The 13,152-nt window shown below is 75.4% G+C and carries 12 protein-coding genes and 3 tRNA genes; 8 read left to right on the top strand and 7 right to left on the bottom strand.

All coding sequences use genetic code 11. The annotated features are described in order from the left end of the window. Nucleotides 1-92 precede the first annotated feature (92 nt). A complete protein-coding gene (locus tag OG689_RS28145) occupies nucleotides 93-743 on the top strand; it encodes a TetR/AcrR family transcriptional regulator (protein ID WP_266323653.1) in 651 nt (216 codons plus the stop codon). Here the strand turns inward: OG689_RS28145 and OG689_RS28140 are convergent. The 4 genes from OG689_RS28140 to OG689_RS28125 all read right to left on the bottom strand — a co-directional run bounded on the left by OG689_RS28140 (nucleotide 715) and on the right by OG689_RS28125 (nucleotide 3,989). Continuing rightward, nucleotides 715-1,629 (bottom strand): pyridoxal-phosphate dependent enzyme, encoded by a 915-nt coding sequence (locus OG689_RS28140; RefSeq protein ID WP_266323652.1) that lies wholly within the window; start codon nucleotides 1,627-1,629, stop codon nucleotides 715-717. The two genes, OG689_RS28145 and OG689_RS28140, sit on opposite strands and share 29 nt — an antisense overlap. Before the next feature lie 189 nt (nucleotides 1,630-1,818). Next, nucleotides 1,819-2,340 (bottom strand): isochorismatase family protein, encoded by a 522-nt coding sequence (locus OG689_RS28135; RefSeq protein WP_266323651.1) that lies wholly within the window; start codon nucleotides 2,338-2,340, stop codon nucleotides 1,819-1,821. Between the two features lie 78 nt (nucleotides 2,341-2,418). Next, a complete protein-coding gene (locus OG689_RS28130) occupies nucleotides 2,419-3,507 on the bottom strand; it encodes a hypothetical protein (protein WP_266323649.1) in 1,089 nt (362 codons plus the stop codon). 408 nt (nucleotides 3,508-3,915) lie between these two features. Next, nucleotides 3,916-3,989: transfer RNA gene (locus tag OG689_RS28125), tRNA-Ile, on the bottom strand. Nucleotides 3,990-4,226: 237 nt separating this feature from the next. Between OG689_RS28125 and OG689_RS28120 the strand changes: the two genes are divergently transcribed. Continuing rightward, on the top strand, nucleotides 4,227-5,114 hold the full coding sequence (locus OG689_RS28120) for a trypsin-like serine protease (RefSeq protein ID WP_266323648.1): 888 nt from the start codon (nucleotides 4,227-4,229) through the stop codon (nucleotides 5,112-5,114). 137 nt (nucleotides 5,115-5,251) lie between these two features. Continuing rightward, complete coding sequence (locus OG689_RS28115) at nucleotides 5,252-6,001, top strand: trypsin-like peptidase domain-containing protein (RefSeq protein WP_266323647.1); 750 nt, start codon at nucleotides 5,252-5,254, stop codon at nucleotides 5,999-6,001. Nucleotides 6,002-6,137: 136 nt separating this feature from the next. Here OG689_RS28115 and OG689_RS28110 read toward each other — a convergent pair. Continuing rightward, nucleotides 6,138-6,210, bottom strand: a tRNA-Asn gene (locus OG689_RS28110). 58 nt (nucleotides 6,211-6,268) lie between these two features. Next, nucleotides 6,269-6,344, bottom strand: a tRNA-Asn gene (locus OG689_RS28105). 243 nt (nucleotides 6,345-6,587) lie between these two features. Between OG689_RS28105 and OG689_RS28100 the strand changes: the two genes are divergently transcribed. From OG689_RS28100 to OG689_RS28080, 5 genes are all read left to right on the top strand, one after another. After that, nucleotides 6,588-6,884 (top strand): hypothetical protein, encoded by a 297-nt coding sequence (locus OG689_RS28100; RefSeq protein WP_073927582.1) that lies wholly within the window; start codon nucleotides 6,588-6,590, stop codon nucleotides 6,882-6,884. Nucleotides 6,885-7,086: 202 nt separating this feature from the next. Then, nucleotides 7,087-8,520 (top strand): FGGY family carbohydrate kinase, encoded by a 1,434-nt coding sequence (locus OG689_RS28095; protein WP_266323646.1) that lies wholly within the window; start codon nucleotides 7,087-7,089, stop codon nucleotides 8,518-8,520. 103 nt (nucleotides 8,521-8,623) lie between these two features. Beyond that, on the top strand, nucleotides 8,624-10,027 hold the full coding sequence (locus tag OG689_RS28090; RefSeq protein WP_266323645.1) for a glutamate decarboxylase: 1,404 nt from the start codon (nucleotides 8,624-8,626) through the stop codon (nucleotides 10,025-10,027). 186 nt (nucleotides 10,028-10,213) lie between these two features. Beyond that, the gene (locus OG689_RS28085; RefSeq protein WP_266323644.1) at nucleotides 10,214-11,224 is read left to right on the top strand and encodes a DUF2690 domain-containing protein; all 1,011 of its coding nucleotides are present in this window, start codon (nucleotides 10,214-10,216) and stop codon (nucleotides 11,222-11,224) included. A 234-nt stretch (nucleotides 11,225-11,458) separates the two neighbouring features. After that, nucleotides 11,459-11,632: a hypothetical protein gene (locus OG689_RS28080; RefSeq protein ID WP_266323643.1), complete on the top strand. Its 174-nt coding sequence runs from the start codon at nucleotides 11,459-11,461 to the stop codon at nucleotides 11,630-11,632. Between the two features lie 10 nt (nucleotides 11,633-11,642). Here OG689_RS28080 and OG689_RS28075 read toward each other — a convergent pair whose 3' ends face one another. After that, nucleotides 11,643-13,001, bottom strand: coding sequence for a sigma-70 family RNA polymerase sigma factor (locus OG689_RS28075; RefSeq protein ID WP_266323642.1), 1,359 nt, complete (start codon nucleotides 12,999-13,001; stop codon nucleotides 11,643-11,645). Between the last annotated feature and the right edge of the window lie 151 nt (nucleotides 13,002-13,152).

Raw genomic sequence — 13,152 nt, 5'->3', positions numbered from 1 at the left:
ACCCCGTAGGATACGGAGCAGTGCTCCGGATCATATTCGGAGCAGTGTTCCGCTTGTCAAGGGCCGAGGCCCACCAGCACGGGAGAACCCCAATGACCGCAGCCGCCGGACCGCCCACGGAGCCCGGACCAGCTACGGAGCCCGGACCGGCCGCCCGCGGGCAGCGGGCCGACGCCGTGCGCAACCGCGAGCGGATCCTCGAAGCGGCCACCGCCGTGGTCGCGGAGCAGGGCACCCAGGCCTCACTGCGCGACATCGCCCGCCGCGCGGACATCGGCCTCGGCACCCTCTACCGGCACTTCCCCACCCGCGACGCGCTGCTGGAGACACTGCTGCGGGAGCGCTTCGACCGCCTCGCCGCCCGGGCGGACGCGCTCGGCGACAGCCCGGCACCCGAACGGGCACTGGCCGAGTGGCTGCGCGGCTTCGCCGTCAGCACCGGCGGCTACCGCGGCCTGGCCGCCTCGCTGATGGCCACCCTGAACGACCCGGACTCACCGCTGCACGCCTCCTGCCTGGCCATGCGCGAGGCCGCCGGGCGGGTGCTCGAACGGGCCCAGGCCGCCGGCCGGATCCGCCCCGACGTCGACGGCACCGACCTGTTCGCCATGGTCAACGCGCTGGGCTGGATCACCGACCAGGCACCGTCCGCGGCAGGCCGCAGCGAGCACCTCTTCGAGGTGTTCATGGACGGCCTCGCGGTCCGGCCCGGAGCTACGCCACCGGATCCGGCAGGCCCGTGACCACGACCGTCACCCGGGTGCCCGGCGCCAGCGCGCCGGCCCCGGCCAGGTCGTGGACGGCCAGCAGCGTCTTGGCGACGTAGCGGCGCTCCAGCGCGATCCCGTGCCGGTCCTCGAACCCGGCCGCGAACGCCTCCAGCTCCGCCGGGACCTTCCCGTAGCCACCGCCGTGGTACCCGTGGTCGATCCGCCAGTTCGCGAACTCCCGCCCGTACGCCTCCCGGTGGAGCCGGGCCAGCTCGCCCTCCAGGTACCCCTCGCCACCGCGCAGCACCGCCACCCCGAGGGCCCGCGCGCCCGGCGGGAGCCCGGCCGCGACGCCCGCCAGGGTGGCGCCGGTGCCGACCGGGCAGCAGAGCAGGTCGCGCGGGCCGAGATCCGGGATCTCGGCGGGGATCGCCGCCGCGCCGAGCACCGCCGGCGCGTTGGAGCCGCCCTCGGGCAGGATCAGGCAGCGCCCCCAACGGGCGGCCAGCTCCGCCGTGACGGCCCGGTCCGCCAGGCCGGCCACCGTCCGCCGGTACTCGCCGCGGGTGAGGAACCCGAGCTCCATCCCGGACGCCTCGGCCGCGCGCAGCGACCAGTTCCGCGGCGCGCCGGCCAGTTCCTCGCCCCGGACCAGCCCGACGCTGGACAGGCCGAGCGCCGACGCGGCGGCGGCGGTCGCCCGCAGATGGGTCGAGTAGGCCCCGCCGAAGGTGAGCAGCCGGGTATGCCCCCGCTCCGCCGCCAGGGCCAGGTTGGGTGTCAGCTTGCGCCACTTGTTCCCGGGCACGGCCGGGTGCAGCAGGTCGTCCCGCTTGAGCCGCAGCTCCAGGCCGGCCCGCTCCAGCACCGGGTCGGTCAGTCGGTGCAGCGGGGTAGGCAGGGCGGCGGGTGCGAGCATCGCCCCAGCTTACGGACCGGGCGGCGGCGGTACGGCGCCCACGGCGGACCACCCGGCGACGGCCGGGCCGGGCGGACGCGGGGGCGGCCGGGCGGACCGGACGCACGGACGCGTGGACCGGCCGGCGCGTGGACCGGCCGGCGCGGGTGCCGGCCGGCGCGGGTGCCGGGCGGGCGTGCGGCCCGGCGTTCAGCCGAGCCGGATGCCGGCCGCCGGCAGCACCGTGCCGAACCGGGGCAGGCTCAGCGTGACCGCCGCCCGGTGTTCCTCACCGGTCAGTCCGGTCATCGCGTCCTCGGCGAACACCAGCTCGTAACCGTGGTCGGCGGCCGCCCGCGCGGTCGACTCCACCCCCATGTTGGTCGCGATGCCCGCGAACACCAGGGTGTCCACCCCGCGCTCCCGCAGCCGCGGGTCCAGGTCGGTGCTGTGGAACCCGCCGACGGTCCGCTTGACCACCACCAGGTCGGCCGCCTCGGCGACACCCGCCGCCAGCCCGCTGCCCGGCGGCTGCTCGGCGACGCCCGGGCGCTCCACCCGGATCGCGGCCACCGTCGCCCCGGCCGTCCGGAACCGCCCGGCGAGGGCGAGCGAGGTCGCCAGCACCTCGTCGCCGCTCCTCGGCCGCAGCGGCAGCGCGACGATCCGGTCCATCAGATCGACCAGCACCAAGGCGGTACGCGCCGCCTCCAGCTCCACCGACGTCTCCACGAACTGCCCCCGTCTCCGCGCGGTCGGGTGATCCACCTTCTCGGGCCGCACTCTCTCACAGGCCGGCGACGGCCGTCGTCAGTCGGTGAAACCGGCGTGGACGTGGTCGTGGTGGGTGTCGTCGGAGAAGAACTGGTCGGCCGTCACGCCGCCGCTCAGCTGCCGCGGCCCGCCGACGTTGTACGAGCCCGCCGCGGCGGCCGCCCGCATGAAGCCGTCGACCAGGGCGTGGTCGGTCGCCGGGTCGGCGACGGTGTGGCCGTCGATCTGCCAGACGTCCACCCCGCGCCCCTGCGGGTGGTCGCTGGGCCGGTCCGTGCCGAAGACGTCCAGCGGGTGGCCTGAGCGCAGCACCGTGACCTGGAAGGTGTATGCCTGCGCCAGTGTGAGCATCGCCCGCAGCACGCTGTCGTGGACGGCGCCGCTGGTGACGTCGGCCAGCGCGGCGGGCGGCAGCAGGATCCGGGTGTCGGTCAGCACGGCCCGGGCGGCGGCGGAGAGGGTGGCCGAGGGCGCGCCGGGGTCGGCGGGGTGCAGTTCGGTCACCGTCCAGCGCGGCTGCGCCCGGCCGAGCCGGACGTCGACGGTGGTGCCGCCCTCGGCGACCGTGCCGTCGGCCCCGGCCGTCCACTGGCGGCACACCACCATGACGCTGGCGCTGTCGGCCAGCAGTCCGCCGTACTGGGCGTACACCACCTGCAGGACGGCCCGGTCGGCCGCCGGGAGCAGCGGGCCGGCCTGGGCGGCGAGGCCCGGGTTCAGTCCGAGCGCGGCGGCCCGGGCGCCGGCGGCGGCGACGCCCTGCCCGCCGGCCGGCCAGTTGCCCAGCGCCTCGACGAGTTGCACGGCCCGCAGCTTCACGTCGGGGTCCACCTCGCCGGGGCCGGGCACCCAGGGTGTGACCGCCGGGAGCCCGGCGGGGGCGCCGCCGGTGGCCGCCGCGGACGGGGAACCGGCGGCCGGTGAGGCGGTGGACGGAGCGGCGGTGGACGACGAGCCGGTCGGCGCCGCCGCGGTGGGGCCGGCGCTTCCTCCCCCGGCGCAGCCGGCCGCGCCCAGGAGCACCCCCGCGCCCCCGAGCAGCACCGCCCGCCGGGCCGGTTCGGAGCGGAGCGGCGCGGGTGCGGCCGGCGGCTGTCCGACCGCCTCGGCGAAGCTGGAGTCCATGTCTCAACTATGCGCGGCACAGGAGCCACCGGGGCGGGCGAGCGGTACGGGCGGAGTACCGGCGGTCGGGGCGGCCGCACCTTCGGGTGACGCGGGGGCCGGCGGCTGCCGACAGCCCGGGCGGTAGCGGTCAGGGCCCGGGCGGTGGTGGTCGGCCGCATCGGGCGACGGGTCGTGGGCACCGGGGCCGGCGGGCGGGCGGGGCTTGGCGACGGCCCCCGGGGTCGGCGCTCCGCGCGGCGCCGGACGGTTCGTCAATACGACGGCGCCGGCGGGTTCCCGGATGGGTGAACCTCGGCATGTCCGCGATCGGAACGAGGCGGCCCTGCCCTAGAGTTCCTCCAGGACAGTCGACCGTTTCCGCAGGTCAGCGCGGCGAATTCGCGGCGGGCCGACACAGTGCGACGGTGGGGCGGGTGGGACTCGAACCCACGACCAAGGGATTATGAGTCCCCTGCTCTAACCGGCTGAGCTACCGCCCCGGTTCGCCGTGCGCGTCCGGTGAGCCGGTCGCGGCAGCAGCAGACGGCCCCGGAAGGCCGTCCCGGGCAGCATAGCCGGTCGATCACCTGTGATGCGCGCCGGGGGCGCACATGGGTACGCGGGCCCGGCGCACTCCCCGTCCGGGCGAATTCCGCTGGCCGGGCGGGCCCCACGGCTCGAACCTGGGAGCCGACGAGCCGGCCCGGTCCGCGGTCCGGCACGGCGGAGGGCGGCGGATGACGATACGTGAGCTGGCCGTGGGCGTCTGCGCCCTGGCACTCGCGCTGGCCTGCGCGGGGTGCACCTCCTCGGCCGGCCCGACGAACCCCGGTACGCCTCCGTCGGACCGATCGGCACCGGGCAGTCCGGCGCCGGGGGGTCCGACGCCGGGAGGCGGCGGCACCGACGCGATGCACGGCTGGACCAAGGACCGGATCCGGGCCGCCGTCGCCGAGCACCCCGGGACGACCCGCACGGCCGCACCCACCGCGCTGAACAGCCTGGTCGGGGCGGTCTTCACGCACTCGGCCGTCGGCGACCACTTCTGCACCGCGAGCGTCGTCGACAGTGCCGGTCTCAACCTGATCGTCACCGCCGCGCACTGCGTGGACGACCCGCGGCTCGGCCCGCGCAGCGATCTGGTGTTCGTCCCCGGCTACCGCGCCGGCGAGACCCCGAACGGCGTCTGGCCGCTGCTGTCGGTGACCGTCGACCCGCGCTGGGAGGAGTCCGGCGACCCCGACATCGACGTCGCCTTCGCGGTCGTCGCCCCGCAGAACGGTCAGCAGGTGCAGCAGGTGCTCGGCGCCAACCTGCTGGGCATCGACCGGGGCTACCGGCTGCCGGTGAAGGTGACCGGCTATCCGAGCAGCGGCAACCTGCCCATCACCTGCAGCAACACCTCCGACGAGCAGAGCCCGACCCAGCTGCGGATCGACTGCCCGGACTACACCGGCGGCACCAGCGGGAGCCCCTGGGTGACCGACTTCGACCCGGCCACCATGACCGGCACGGTGGTCGGGGTGATCGGCGGCTACCAGCAGGGCGGCAACACCCCCGACACCTCGTACAGCAGTTACTTCGGCGACGACGTGCAGGCCCTGTACGACCGGGCCACCGGGTGAGCGGGCCCAAGGTGGCGCCGCCCCCGCCCGGACTGGTAGATCTTCCGGGTACGGGGAGCCGCACAGCGGCGGCCCGGTGCAGCGCCCGTACACCCGACACGCGTCCACCGGACGCGAGGACGAGAGGCGGAGTCCTGATGGCACTCGGCCCGGCCCGGCCCGTGCGCGCTCGGCTGCTGCCCCCCGCGGCGGCCCTGCTGATCGCCGCCACCGCCTGCAGCTCCGCCGTCGAGGCGCCCCCGGCCGCCCGCACCGCCCCTCGGGACGCCGCCGGGGACCGCGTCGGCACGCTCTCGCTCGGCACCGCCCGGGGCCCCCGCGCCTGCACGGCCAGCGTGGTGCGCAGCCCCCGGCACAACCTGCTGGTCACCGCCGCCCACTGCGTGGTGCCGGACGACTACGGCCCGCAGGAGGGTCTGGTCTTCACCCCCGGCTACCGCAACGGAACGTCCCCCTACGGGAGCTGGGCGCTGGACGCGGTGACCGTCGATCCGCGCTGGAGCGAGGAGGCCGACCCCGAGTACGACGTGGCCTTCGTCACGGTGAAGCCGTCGGGGGGCCGCCAGATCGAGGACGTGGTCGGCGGCAACAGCCTCGGCGGTGAGAGCGGTTTCGGGCTGGCCGTCTCGGTGACCGGCTACCCGAACGGCGGCGAGGAGCCGATCACCTGCTCCACCCGGACGGCCTCGCAGAGCCCCACCCAGGAGCGCTTCGACTGCGACGGCTACACGGACGGCACCAGCGGCAGCCCCTGGATCACCGGCGCCGGTGCGGTGGTGGGCGTGATCGGCGGCTACCAGGAGGGCGGCGACACCCCCCGGATCTCGTACAGCGTCACCTTCGACGAGCGGGTCACCGAGCTCTACCGCCGGGCGGCGGCCGACTGAGCGGCCGACCGAGGAGGGCCGGACGGGCGGGCGACCGGCCCGGACGGGCCCCCGTCCGGGCCGGGAAACACGAAGGCCCCCCGGTCGATCGGGGGGCCTTCGCTCTGAGCACTCACCGGGGACGAACCCGATGAAGCTCCCGCAATTGGACTCGAACCAATAACCTGCCGATTAACAGTCGGCTGCTCTGCCAATTGAGCTATGCGGGATCGCGCGTACCGAGGTACTGCACAACAGGTGGGCCGGGCCCGTGGGCCCGGCTTCCTGTGGCTCCCCCAATTGGACTCGAACCAATAACCTGCCGATTAACAGTCGGCTGCTCTGCCAATTGAGCTATGGGGGATCGGCTTCCGCTCCGGGCTCCCGGTCTCCCGGGCCCTCGGCGCTCGCTGCGGGACATACATTAGCGCACTCAGGGGGGTGGTCCGCCAATCGCTTTCCCGCCACCGCTCCGCGACCCCCTCCCGGCGCGCCCGGCGAGCGGCCGGCGTACCACCCGGGGATGCTGGGGGCACGGACGGTTCGCCGCCGCGAACGGCGGGTAGGGCAATGCGGCACAGTCCGCGAGGAAGGGTGGAGACCGAGTATGTGGAAGCTGAGTTTCATCGTGGGGGCCGCGGCCGGGTACGTCCTCGGGTCGCGGGCGGGACGGCAGCGGTACGAGCAGATCGCCAAGGTCACCCGCAAGGTCGCGCAGAACCCCCGGGTGCAGAGCGCCGCCGGCAAGGCCAAGCAGCAGGCGGGCGCGGCGGCCGGCAAGGCGGCCGGCGCGGTGGCCGACAAGGTCGGCGACAAGCTGCCGAACTCGCTGACCGAGCGGGTGCCGTACTTCAACCGCGAGCCGGTGCCGGCGGACGACAGCTGGGGAACCTTCCGCCCGTGAACGGGCCGCTCCCGCACGCCCCCGCGGACGCCGGGCCGGTGAGCGGCGGCGCCACCGCGCCGGCCGCCGGCACCGGACCGGTGTGCGAGGGCGGACCGGCCGCCGAACCGCCGTACGAGCGGAGAGCTACCGGCCGGTACCGACTGGGCAACACTTGCTCCGCCCGGCCGCGTCCGGCCGCCCGCTGAGGCATGATCTCGACATGGCCATCGTCGCGGGGATAGACAGTTCGACCAACCGCACCAAGATCGTGGCGTGCGACGCCGAGACCGGCACCGTGCTGCGCTCGGGCAAGGCCCCGCACCCGGCCCCCGAGGGCGACGACCCCCGGGCCGGGACGGACCCGCAGTCCTGGCTGCACTCGCTGGGGGAGGCCGCCGCGGGCGGCCTGCTGGAGAGCGTCCGGGCCATCGGCGTCTGCGCCCAGCAGCACGGCATGATCGGCCTGGACGCGGGCGGCGTGCTGGTCCGCCCCGCCATCCTGTGGAACGACCCGCGCTCGGCCGGCGCCGCGGCGGCCCTGGTGGACGCCCTCGGCGGCCCCGCCGCCTGGACCCAGGCCATCGGCGCCGTCCCGACCGCCAGCTACACCATCGCCAAGCTGCGCTGGCTGGCCGAGTTCGAGCCCGCCTCGGCCCGGCGGATCGCCGAGGTGCTGCTGCCGCACGACTGGCTGGTCTGGCAGCTCCTCGGCCACCCGCAGCGCCGCACCACCGACCGCGGCGACGCCTCCGGCACCGGCTACTGGTCGCCGATCACCGGCGAGTACCGGCAGGACCTGGTGAAGCTGGCCCTCGGCCACGAACTGCGGCTGCCGGAGGTCCTCGCCCCCGCCGAGCCCGCCGGCCACACCCCCGAGGGCCTGCTGATCTCGGCCGGCACCGGCGACAACATGGCGGCCGCCCTGGGCCTGGGCCTCGGCCCCGGCGACGCGGTGGTCTCGATCGGCGGCAACGGCACCATCTTCGCGGTGCACGACCGGGCCGTGGTGGACGCCTCCGGCGTCATCTCCTCCTTCGCCGACGCGACCGGCCGGCACCTGCCGATGGCCGCCACCCTCAACGCCGCCCAGGTGCTGCGCGCCACCGCCGGAATGCTCGGCACCGACCTGGAGGGCCTCAGCGAGCTGGCCCTGCAGTCCTCCCCCGGCTCGTACGGGCTGGTGCTGCTGCCCTACCTGGACGGCGAGCGCACGCCGAGCCTGCCGCACGCGGCGGGCACCCTGACCGGGCTGCGTGCCGAGTCGATGGCGGCCCACCACCTGGCCAGGGCCTCCGTCGAGGGCATGCTCTGCAACATCGCGGACGCGCTGGACGTGCTGCGCGCCAAGGGCGTGGAGGTCCGCCGGGTGTTCCTGCTCGGCACCGCCGGACGGCTGCCCGCCGTGCGGCAGATCGCACCCCAGGTGTTCGGCGTCCCCGTCCTCGTCCCGGCGCCCGGCGACCACGCGGCGCGCGGCGCCGCCCGGCAGGCCGCCTGGGCACTGGCCGGCGGCGCCGAGCCGCCGCACTGGGAGCTGCCGGAGGGGGCCGTCACCACCGTCCCCGACCAGGAGCGGGACCTGCCGGTCGGGTCGGCGGTTCGCCGGCAGTACGCGGCGGCCCGGGAGCAGATCCACCCGGAGACCGCCTCCTGACACCGTCCGGGGGCGGGCCGCGGTGGCGCCGAGGATGCGTCACCCGGCCACCGGTGGCAGCGTGGAGCGGGACACGGCCGTCGGAGCGAAGGACCGATCCCCCATGGCGCTGCACGAAGGAGCCGACGACGACCGGAGGCTGACGGTCAGCCCGTTCATCGGCGCGGCCGACCCGCTGGGGTCGATGGAGCTGGCCCCGCCGGTGCACCGGCTGGCCCAGGGCCCCGTCCCGGCGGACAGCGCCTACCAGCTGATCCACGACGAGCTGATGCTGGACGGCAACGCCAGGCTCAACCTGGCCACCTTCGTGACCACCTCGATGGAGGTCCAGGCGACCCGGCTGATGACCGAGTGCCTCGACAAGAACATGATCGACAAGGACGAGTACCCGCAGACCGCCGAGCTGGAGCGGCGCTGCGTGGCGATCCTCGCCGACCTGTGGCACACCCCCGACCCGAGCAGCTCCGTCGGCTGCTCCACCACCGGCTCCAGCGAGGCCTGCATGCTGGCCGGGCTGGCCCTGAAACGCCGCTGGATGCAGCGCAACGCCGAGCGGTACGCCGCCGGGGCCCGGCCCAACCTGGTGATGGGCGTCAACGTCCAGGTCTGCTGGGAGAAGTTCTGCACCTTCTGGGAGGTGGAGGCCCGCACCGCCCCGATGGAGGGCGAGCGCTACCACCTCGGCGCCGAGCAGGCCGTGGCGCTCTGCGACGAGGACACCATCGGCGTGGTCGCCATCCTCGGCTCCACCTTCGACGGCAGCTACGAACCGGTGGCGGAGATCTGCGCGGCCCTCGACGAACTCCAGGGCCGCACCGGGATCGACGTGCCGGTGCACGTGGACGGCGCCTCCGGCGCCATGGTGGCGCCCTTCCTCGACCCCGACCTGCAGTGGGACTTCCGACTCCCCCGGGTCTCCTCCATCAACACCTCCGGCCACAAGTACGGGCTGGTGTACCCGGGCGTGGGCTGGGCGCTCTGGCGCGACAAGGAGGCCCTGCCCGAGGAGTTGGTGTTCCGGGTGAACTACCTGGGCGGGGAGATGCCCACCTTCGCCCTGAACTTCTCCCGGCCCGGGGCCGAGGTGATCGCCCAGTACTACACCTTCCTGCGGCTCGGCCACGACGGCTACCGGGCCGTCCAGCAGGCCTCCCGGGACGTCGCGCTGTACCTGTCGGGCGCCGTCGAGGCACTCGGCTGCTTCCGCCTGCTCACCCGGGGCGACGACCTGCCGGTCTTCGCCTTCACCACCACCGACGACGTGCCGTTCGACGTCTTCGACGTCTCGCGCCGGCTGCGCGAGCGGGGCTGGCAGGTCCCCGCGTACAGCTTCCCGGAGAACCGGACCGACCTCGCGGTGCTGCGGGTGGTCTGCCGCAACGGCTTCTCCCGCGACCTGGCCGACCTGCTGCTCGCCGACCTGACCCGGCTGCTGCCGGAACTCAAGAGCCAGCCGGGGCCGTTGAAGGATCTCGGGGTCCCGGCCCGGACGGCCTTCCACCACTGACCCGTCGTCGGGCGGCGGTCCGGGCGCCTGCCGGGCCGCCGCCCGTCCTGGGTGTGGGCGGCGCGCGCTATGCTGCCCGACGGACTCTCAGGACCACCAAACCGCCGGGCCTTGAGGAGGGGGCCGTCCATGGCGCGTGGCACCGTCCCGTACTCAGCCGGACCCGGTCACCCCCAGGCGAACGGCATGACGATGACCACCGAGGACGCAACCCCCACGCCCCCGCACAGCGCCCCCGGCGCCGGACCTGACACCGGACCTGACACCGGATCCGAGGGCGGACCTGACACCGGGCCGGACGCCGCCGAGCGGCTGCGGCTGGAGCTGCTGGCCTTCAAGGACGCCTCGGGGCTCAGCTACGCCAAGATCGGCGCGCGTACGCACTACGCGAAGTCCTCCTGGGAGCGCTGGGTCAACGGCAAGCAGTTCCCGCCCCGGGGAGCCGTGGAGAGCCTGGGCACCGCTTTCGAGCACGAGGTGGCCCCGCTGCTCGAACTCTGGGACCTCGCCGACCGGGACCGGAGCGAGCGGGAGCGGGCGGCGGCCGGCGCGACCGATGCCGGCGCGGCCACCGCGGCCGGCACCGACGGCGACGACGGCACGGCCGCCGCGACCGTCGGACGCACCGCCTGGTGGTCGACCCGGCGCGCGGTCGCCGCCGGGGTGCTCGCGGCCGTCCTGGTCGTTGCCCTGGTTCTCGGACTGACCAGGGACGGCGACCACTCGGACAAGGCCGCCGGCGGCGCGCCCGGCGCCACCGTCACCGCCACCGGCACCCCGGCGGCCGCACCCGCTCCCGCCGGGTCCGCCTCCGCCACTGCCACCGCCCCCGCGACGCCGCGGCCGATCGGCTGCAGCGCGGCCGGCTGCAGCGGCAAGGACCCGGGCGCGATGGGCTGCAGCCAGGACGGCCAGACCCTCGTCCTGGGCAAGAACCAGGACATCGTCATGGAGCTGCGCTACAGCAAGGCCTGCTCCGCGGCGTGGGGCCGGATCACCTACGCGGCGCCCAACGCCATCGTCTCGGCGGAGAACTCGGACGGGACCACCACCCCGTACGCCGTGAAGTGGGGCAACGACGCCTACTCGCCGATGGTGGAGCTGTCCGGCGACAAGTCCGCCTGGGTCTGCGCCACCCTGCCCGACGGCACCACCCGCGCCTGCACCGACCACGTGAAGGCGCCGGCCGCACCCTGAGGCCCGCCACCGCTCCGGCCCCAAGACCCGCCGGCCGCCCGCGCCGTCCCCACTGCGCGACGTCCCTGCAGGTCAGAGCCTTGGGGATGCCGAGGTCCGGACGGGGACGGCGTAGCGGTGGACCGGGCGGCGGGCCGGACCGGAGCATGGTGACCACCGCAGGGAAGGCGACCTCGCCTTCCGTCGGGCCCACCCGGCCCGTCGTCCGTGCGGCCGATCTCCACGGAGTCCCTCATGTCCGTCGGCTCGCTGCTCCACCGCAGCTGCCTCCCGTCCGCCCCGTTCCGCCCGGCCGCCGCCGGCCCCGCCGGAGCGCGCGGCCCCGCCGTGGCCGGCGCCACCGCCGCCCCGGGCACCGGCCTCGCCGCGGCTGCCCGGCCGCTGGCCAACAACAGCATCTGGGGCTGAGCCCCGGACGTCAGTCCAGGTACCCGCGGAGCTGCTCGGCGAAGGTGTGGTCGCGCAGCTTGCCGAGGGTCTTCGACTCGATCTGGCGGATCCGCTCCCGGGTGACCCCGAAGAGGTGCCCGATCTCCTCCAGGGTCCGCGGGCGGCCGTCGTCCAGGCCGTAGCGCAGCTGCACGACCTGCCGTTCGCGTTCGCCGAGGGTGGCCAGCACGGCCTCCAGGTGCCGGCGCAGCAGCAGGAACGAGGCCGACTCGACGGGTGAGGCCGCGTCGGCGTCCTCGATCAGGTCGCCGAGGGCCACGTCGTCCTCCTCACCGACCGGGGTGTGCAGCGAGATCGGCTCCTGGGCGAGGCGCAGGACCTCCCGGATCCGGGTCTCCGGCAACTCCAGGACGGCGGCGATGTCGGCCGGGGTCGGCTCGACACCGCGCTCCTGGAGCAGCCCCCGCTGGATCCGCACCACCCGGTTGATCAGCTCGACCACGTGCACCGGGACGCGGATGGTTCGGGCCTGGTCCGCGAGGGCCCGGCTCATCGCCTGCCGGATCCACCAGGTCGCGTAGGTGGAGAACTTGTAGCCCCGGGTGTAGTCGAACTTCTCCACCGCCCGGATCAGGCCGACGTTGCCCTCCTGGACCAGGTCGAGCATGGTCAGGCCGCGCCCGATGTAGCGCTTGGCCACCGAGACCACCAGGCGCAGGTTGGCCTCGATCAGCCGGCGTTTGGCGATCCGGCCGAGCACCACCAGGCGGTCGAGTTCGTCGGCGAGGCGGTCGTCCGGGGCCGGGGTGCGGGCGAGGTGCTCCTCGGCGAACAGGCCGGCCTCGACCTGGCGGGCGAGTTCGACCTCCTCCGCCGCGGTCAGCAGCCGGACCCGCCCGATCTCGCGCAGGTACTGGCGGAACAGGTCGGCGGCGGGGCCGGCGGCGGCGTCCAGCGACGCCGTGGGCGCCGGCCGGGCCGGCCGGGGGCCGGGGTCGTCGGTCAGCTCGCCGCCGGGCTCCTCGGTCGGTTCCTGGATCAGCTCGTCGGGCAGTTCGCCGGTGGGCTCCTCCGCCGGATCGTCCGTGAACTCGTCGGCGGGCTGCTCGGCCGGCTGATCCCCGAGCTCCCCGGCGGGTGCCGCCGGGACCCGGCCGCCGGCGGTGCCGGGCCGGGCACCGGGCAGCTCCGGGCCGGGTAAGCGCCGGCCCGGGGCCGGGGGGCGGGGGCCGCCTCGGCCTGGGCTGTCCTGGCCGGAGCGGCCCTGGCCGGAGGCGACCTGGCCCGAGCCGTCCCGCTCGGGGCCGGGCGGGCCGGGGAGGTCTGCGGCGTCGGTGGTGTCGGGGGTCCGGTTCGGCGTAGGGCGGACTGTCGCGGCGGGCTCCACGGGCATCCCCTCGGGGCCGTGCGCGACTCTGGCGGACCCGCGCTGAACGGAGTTGGGACGTCCTCCAGTGTGGGGTACGCCACATGCTCCGGCCGAGACTCGTGCGCGGACTTTCTGCCGCCGGCCCGGCGACCGCCGAGCGCCGCCCGCC

This window comes from Kitasatospora sp. NBC_00240 (genome assembly GCF_026342405.1).
In the GTDB taxonomy this organism is placed as follows: Bacteria; Actinomycetota; Actinomycetes; order Streptomycetales; family Streptomycetaceae; genus Kitasatospora.
The sequence above is the reverse complement of the archived record's forward strand: the minus strand, read 5'-3'. Positions and strand labels throughout refer to the sequence as shown.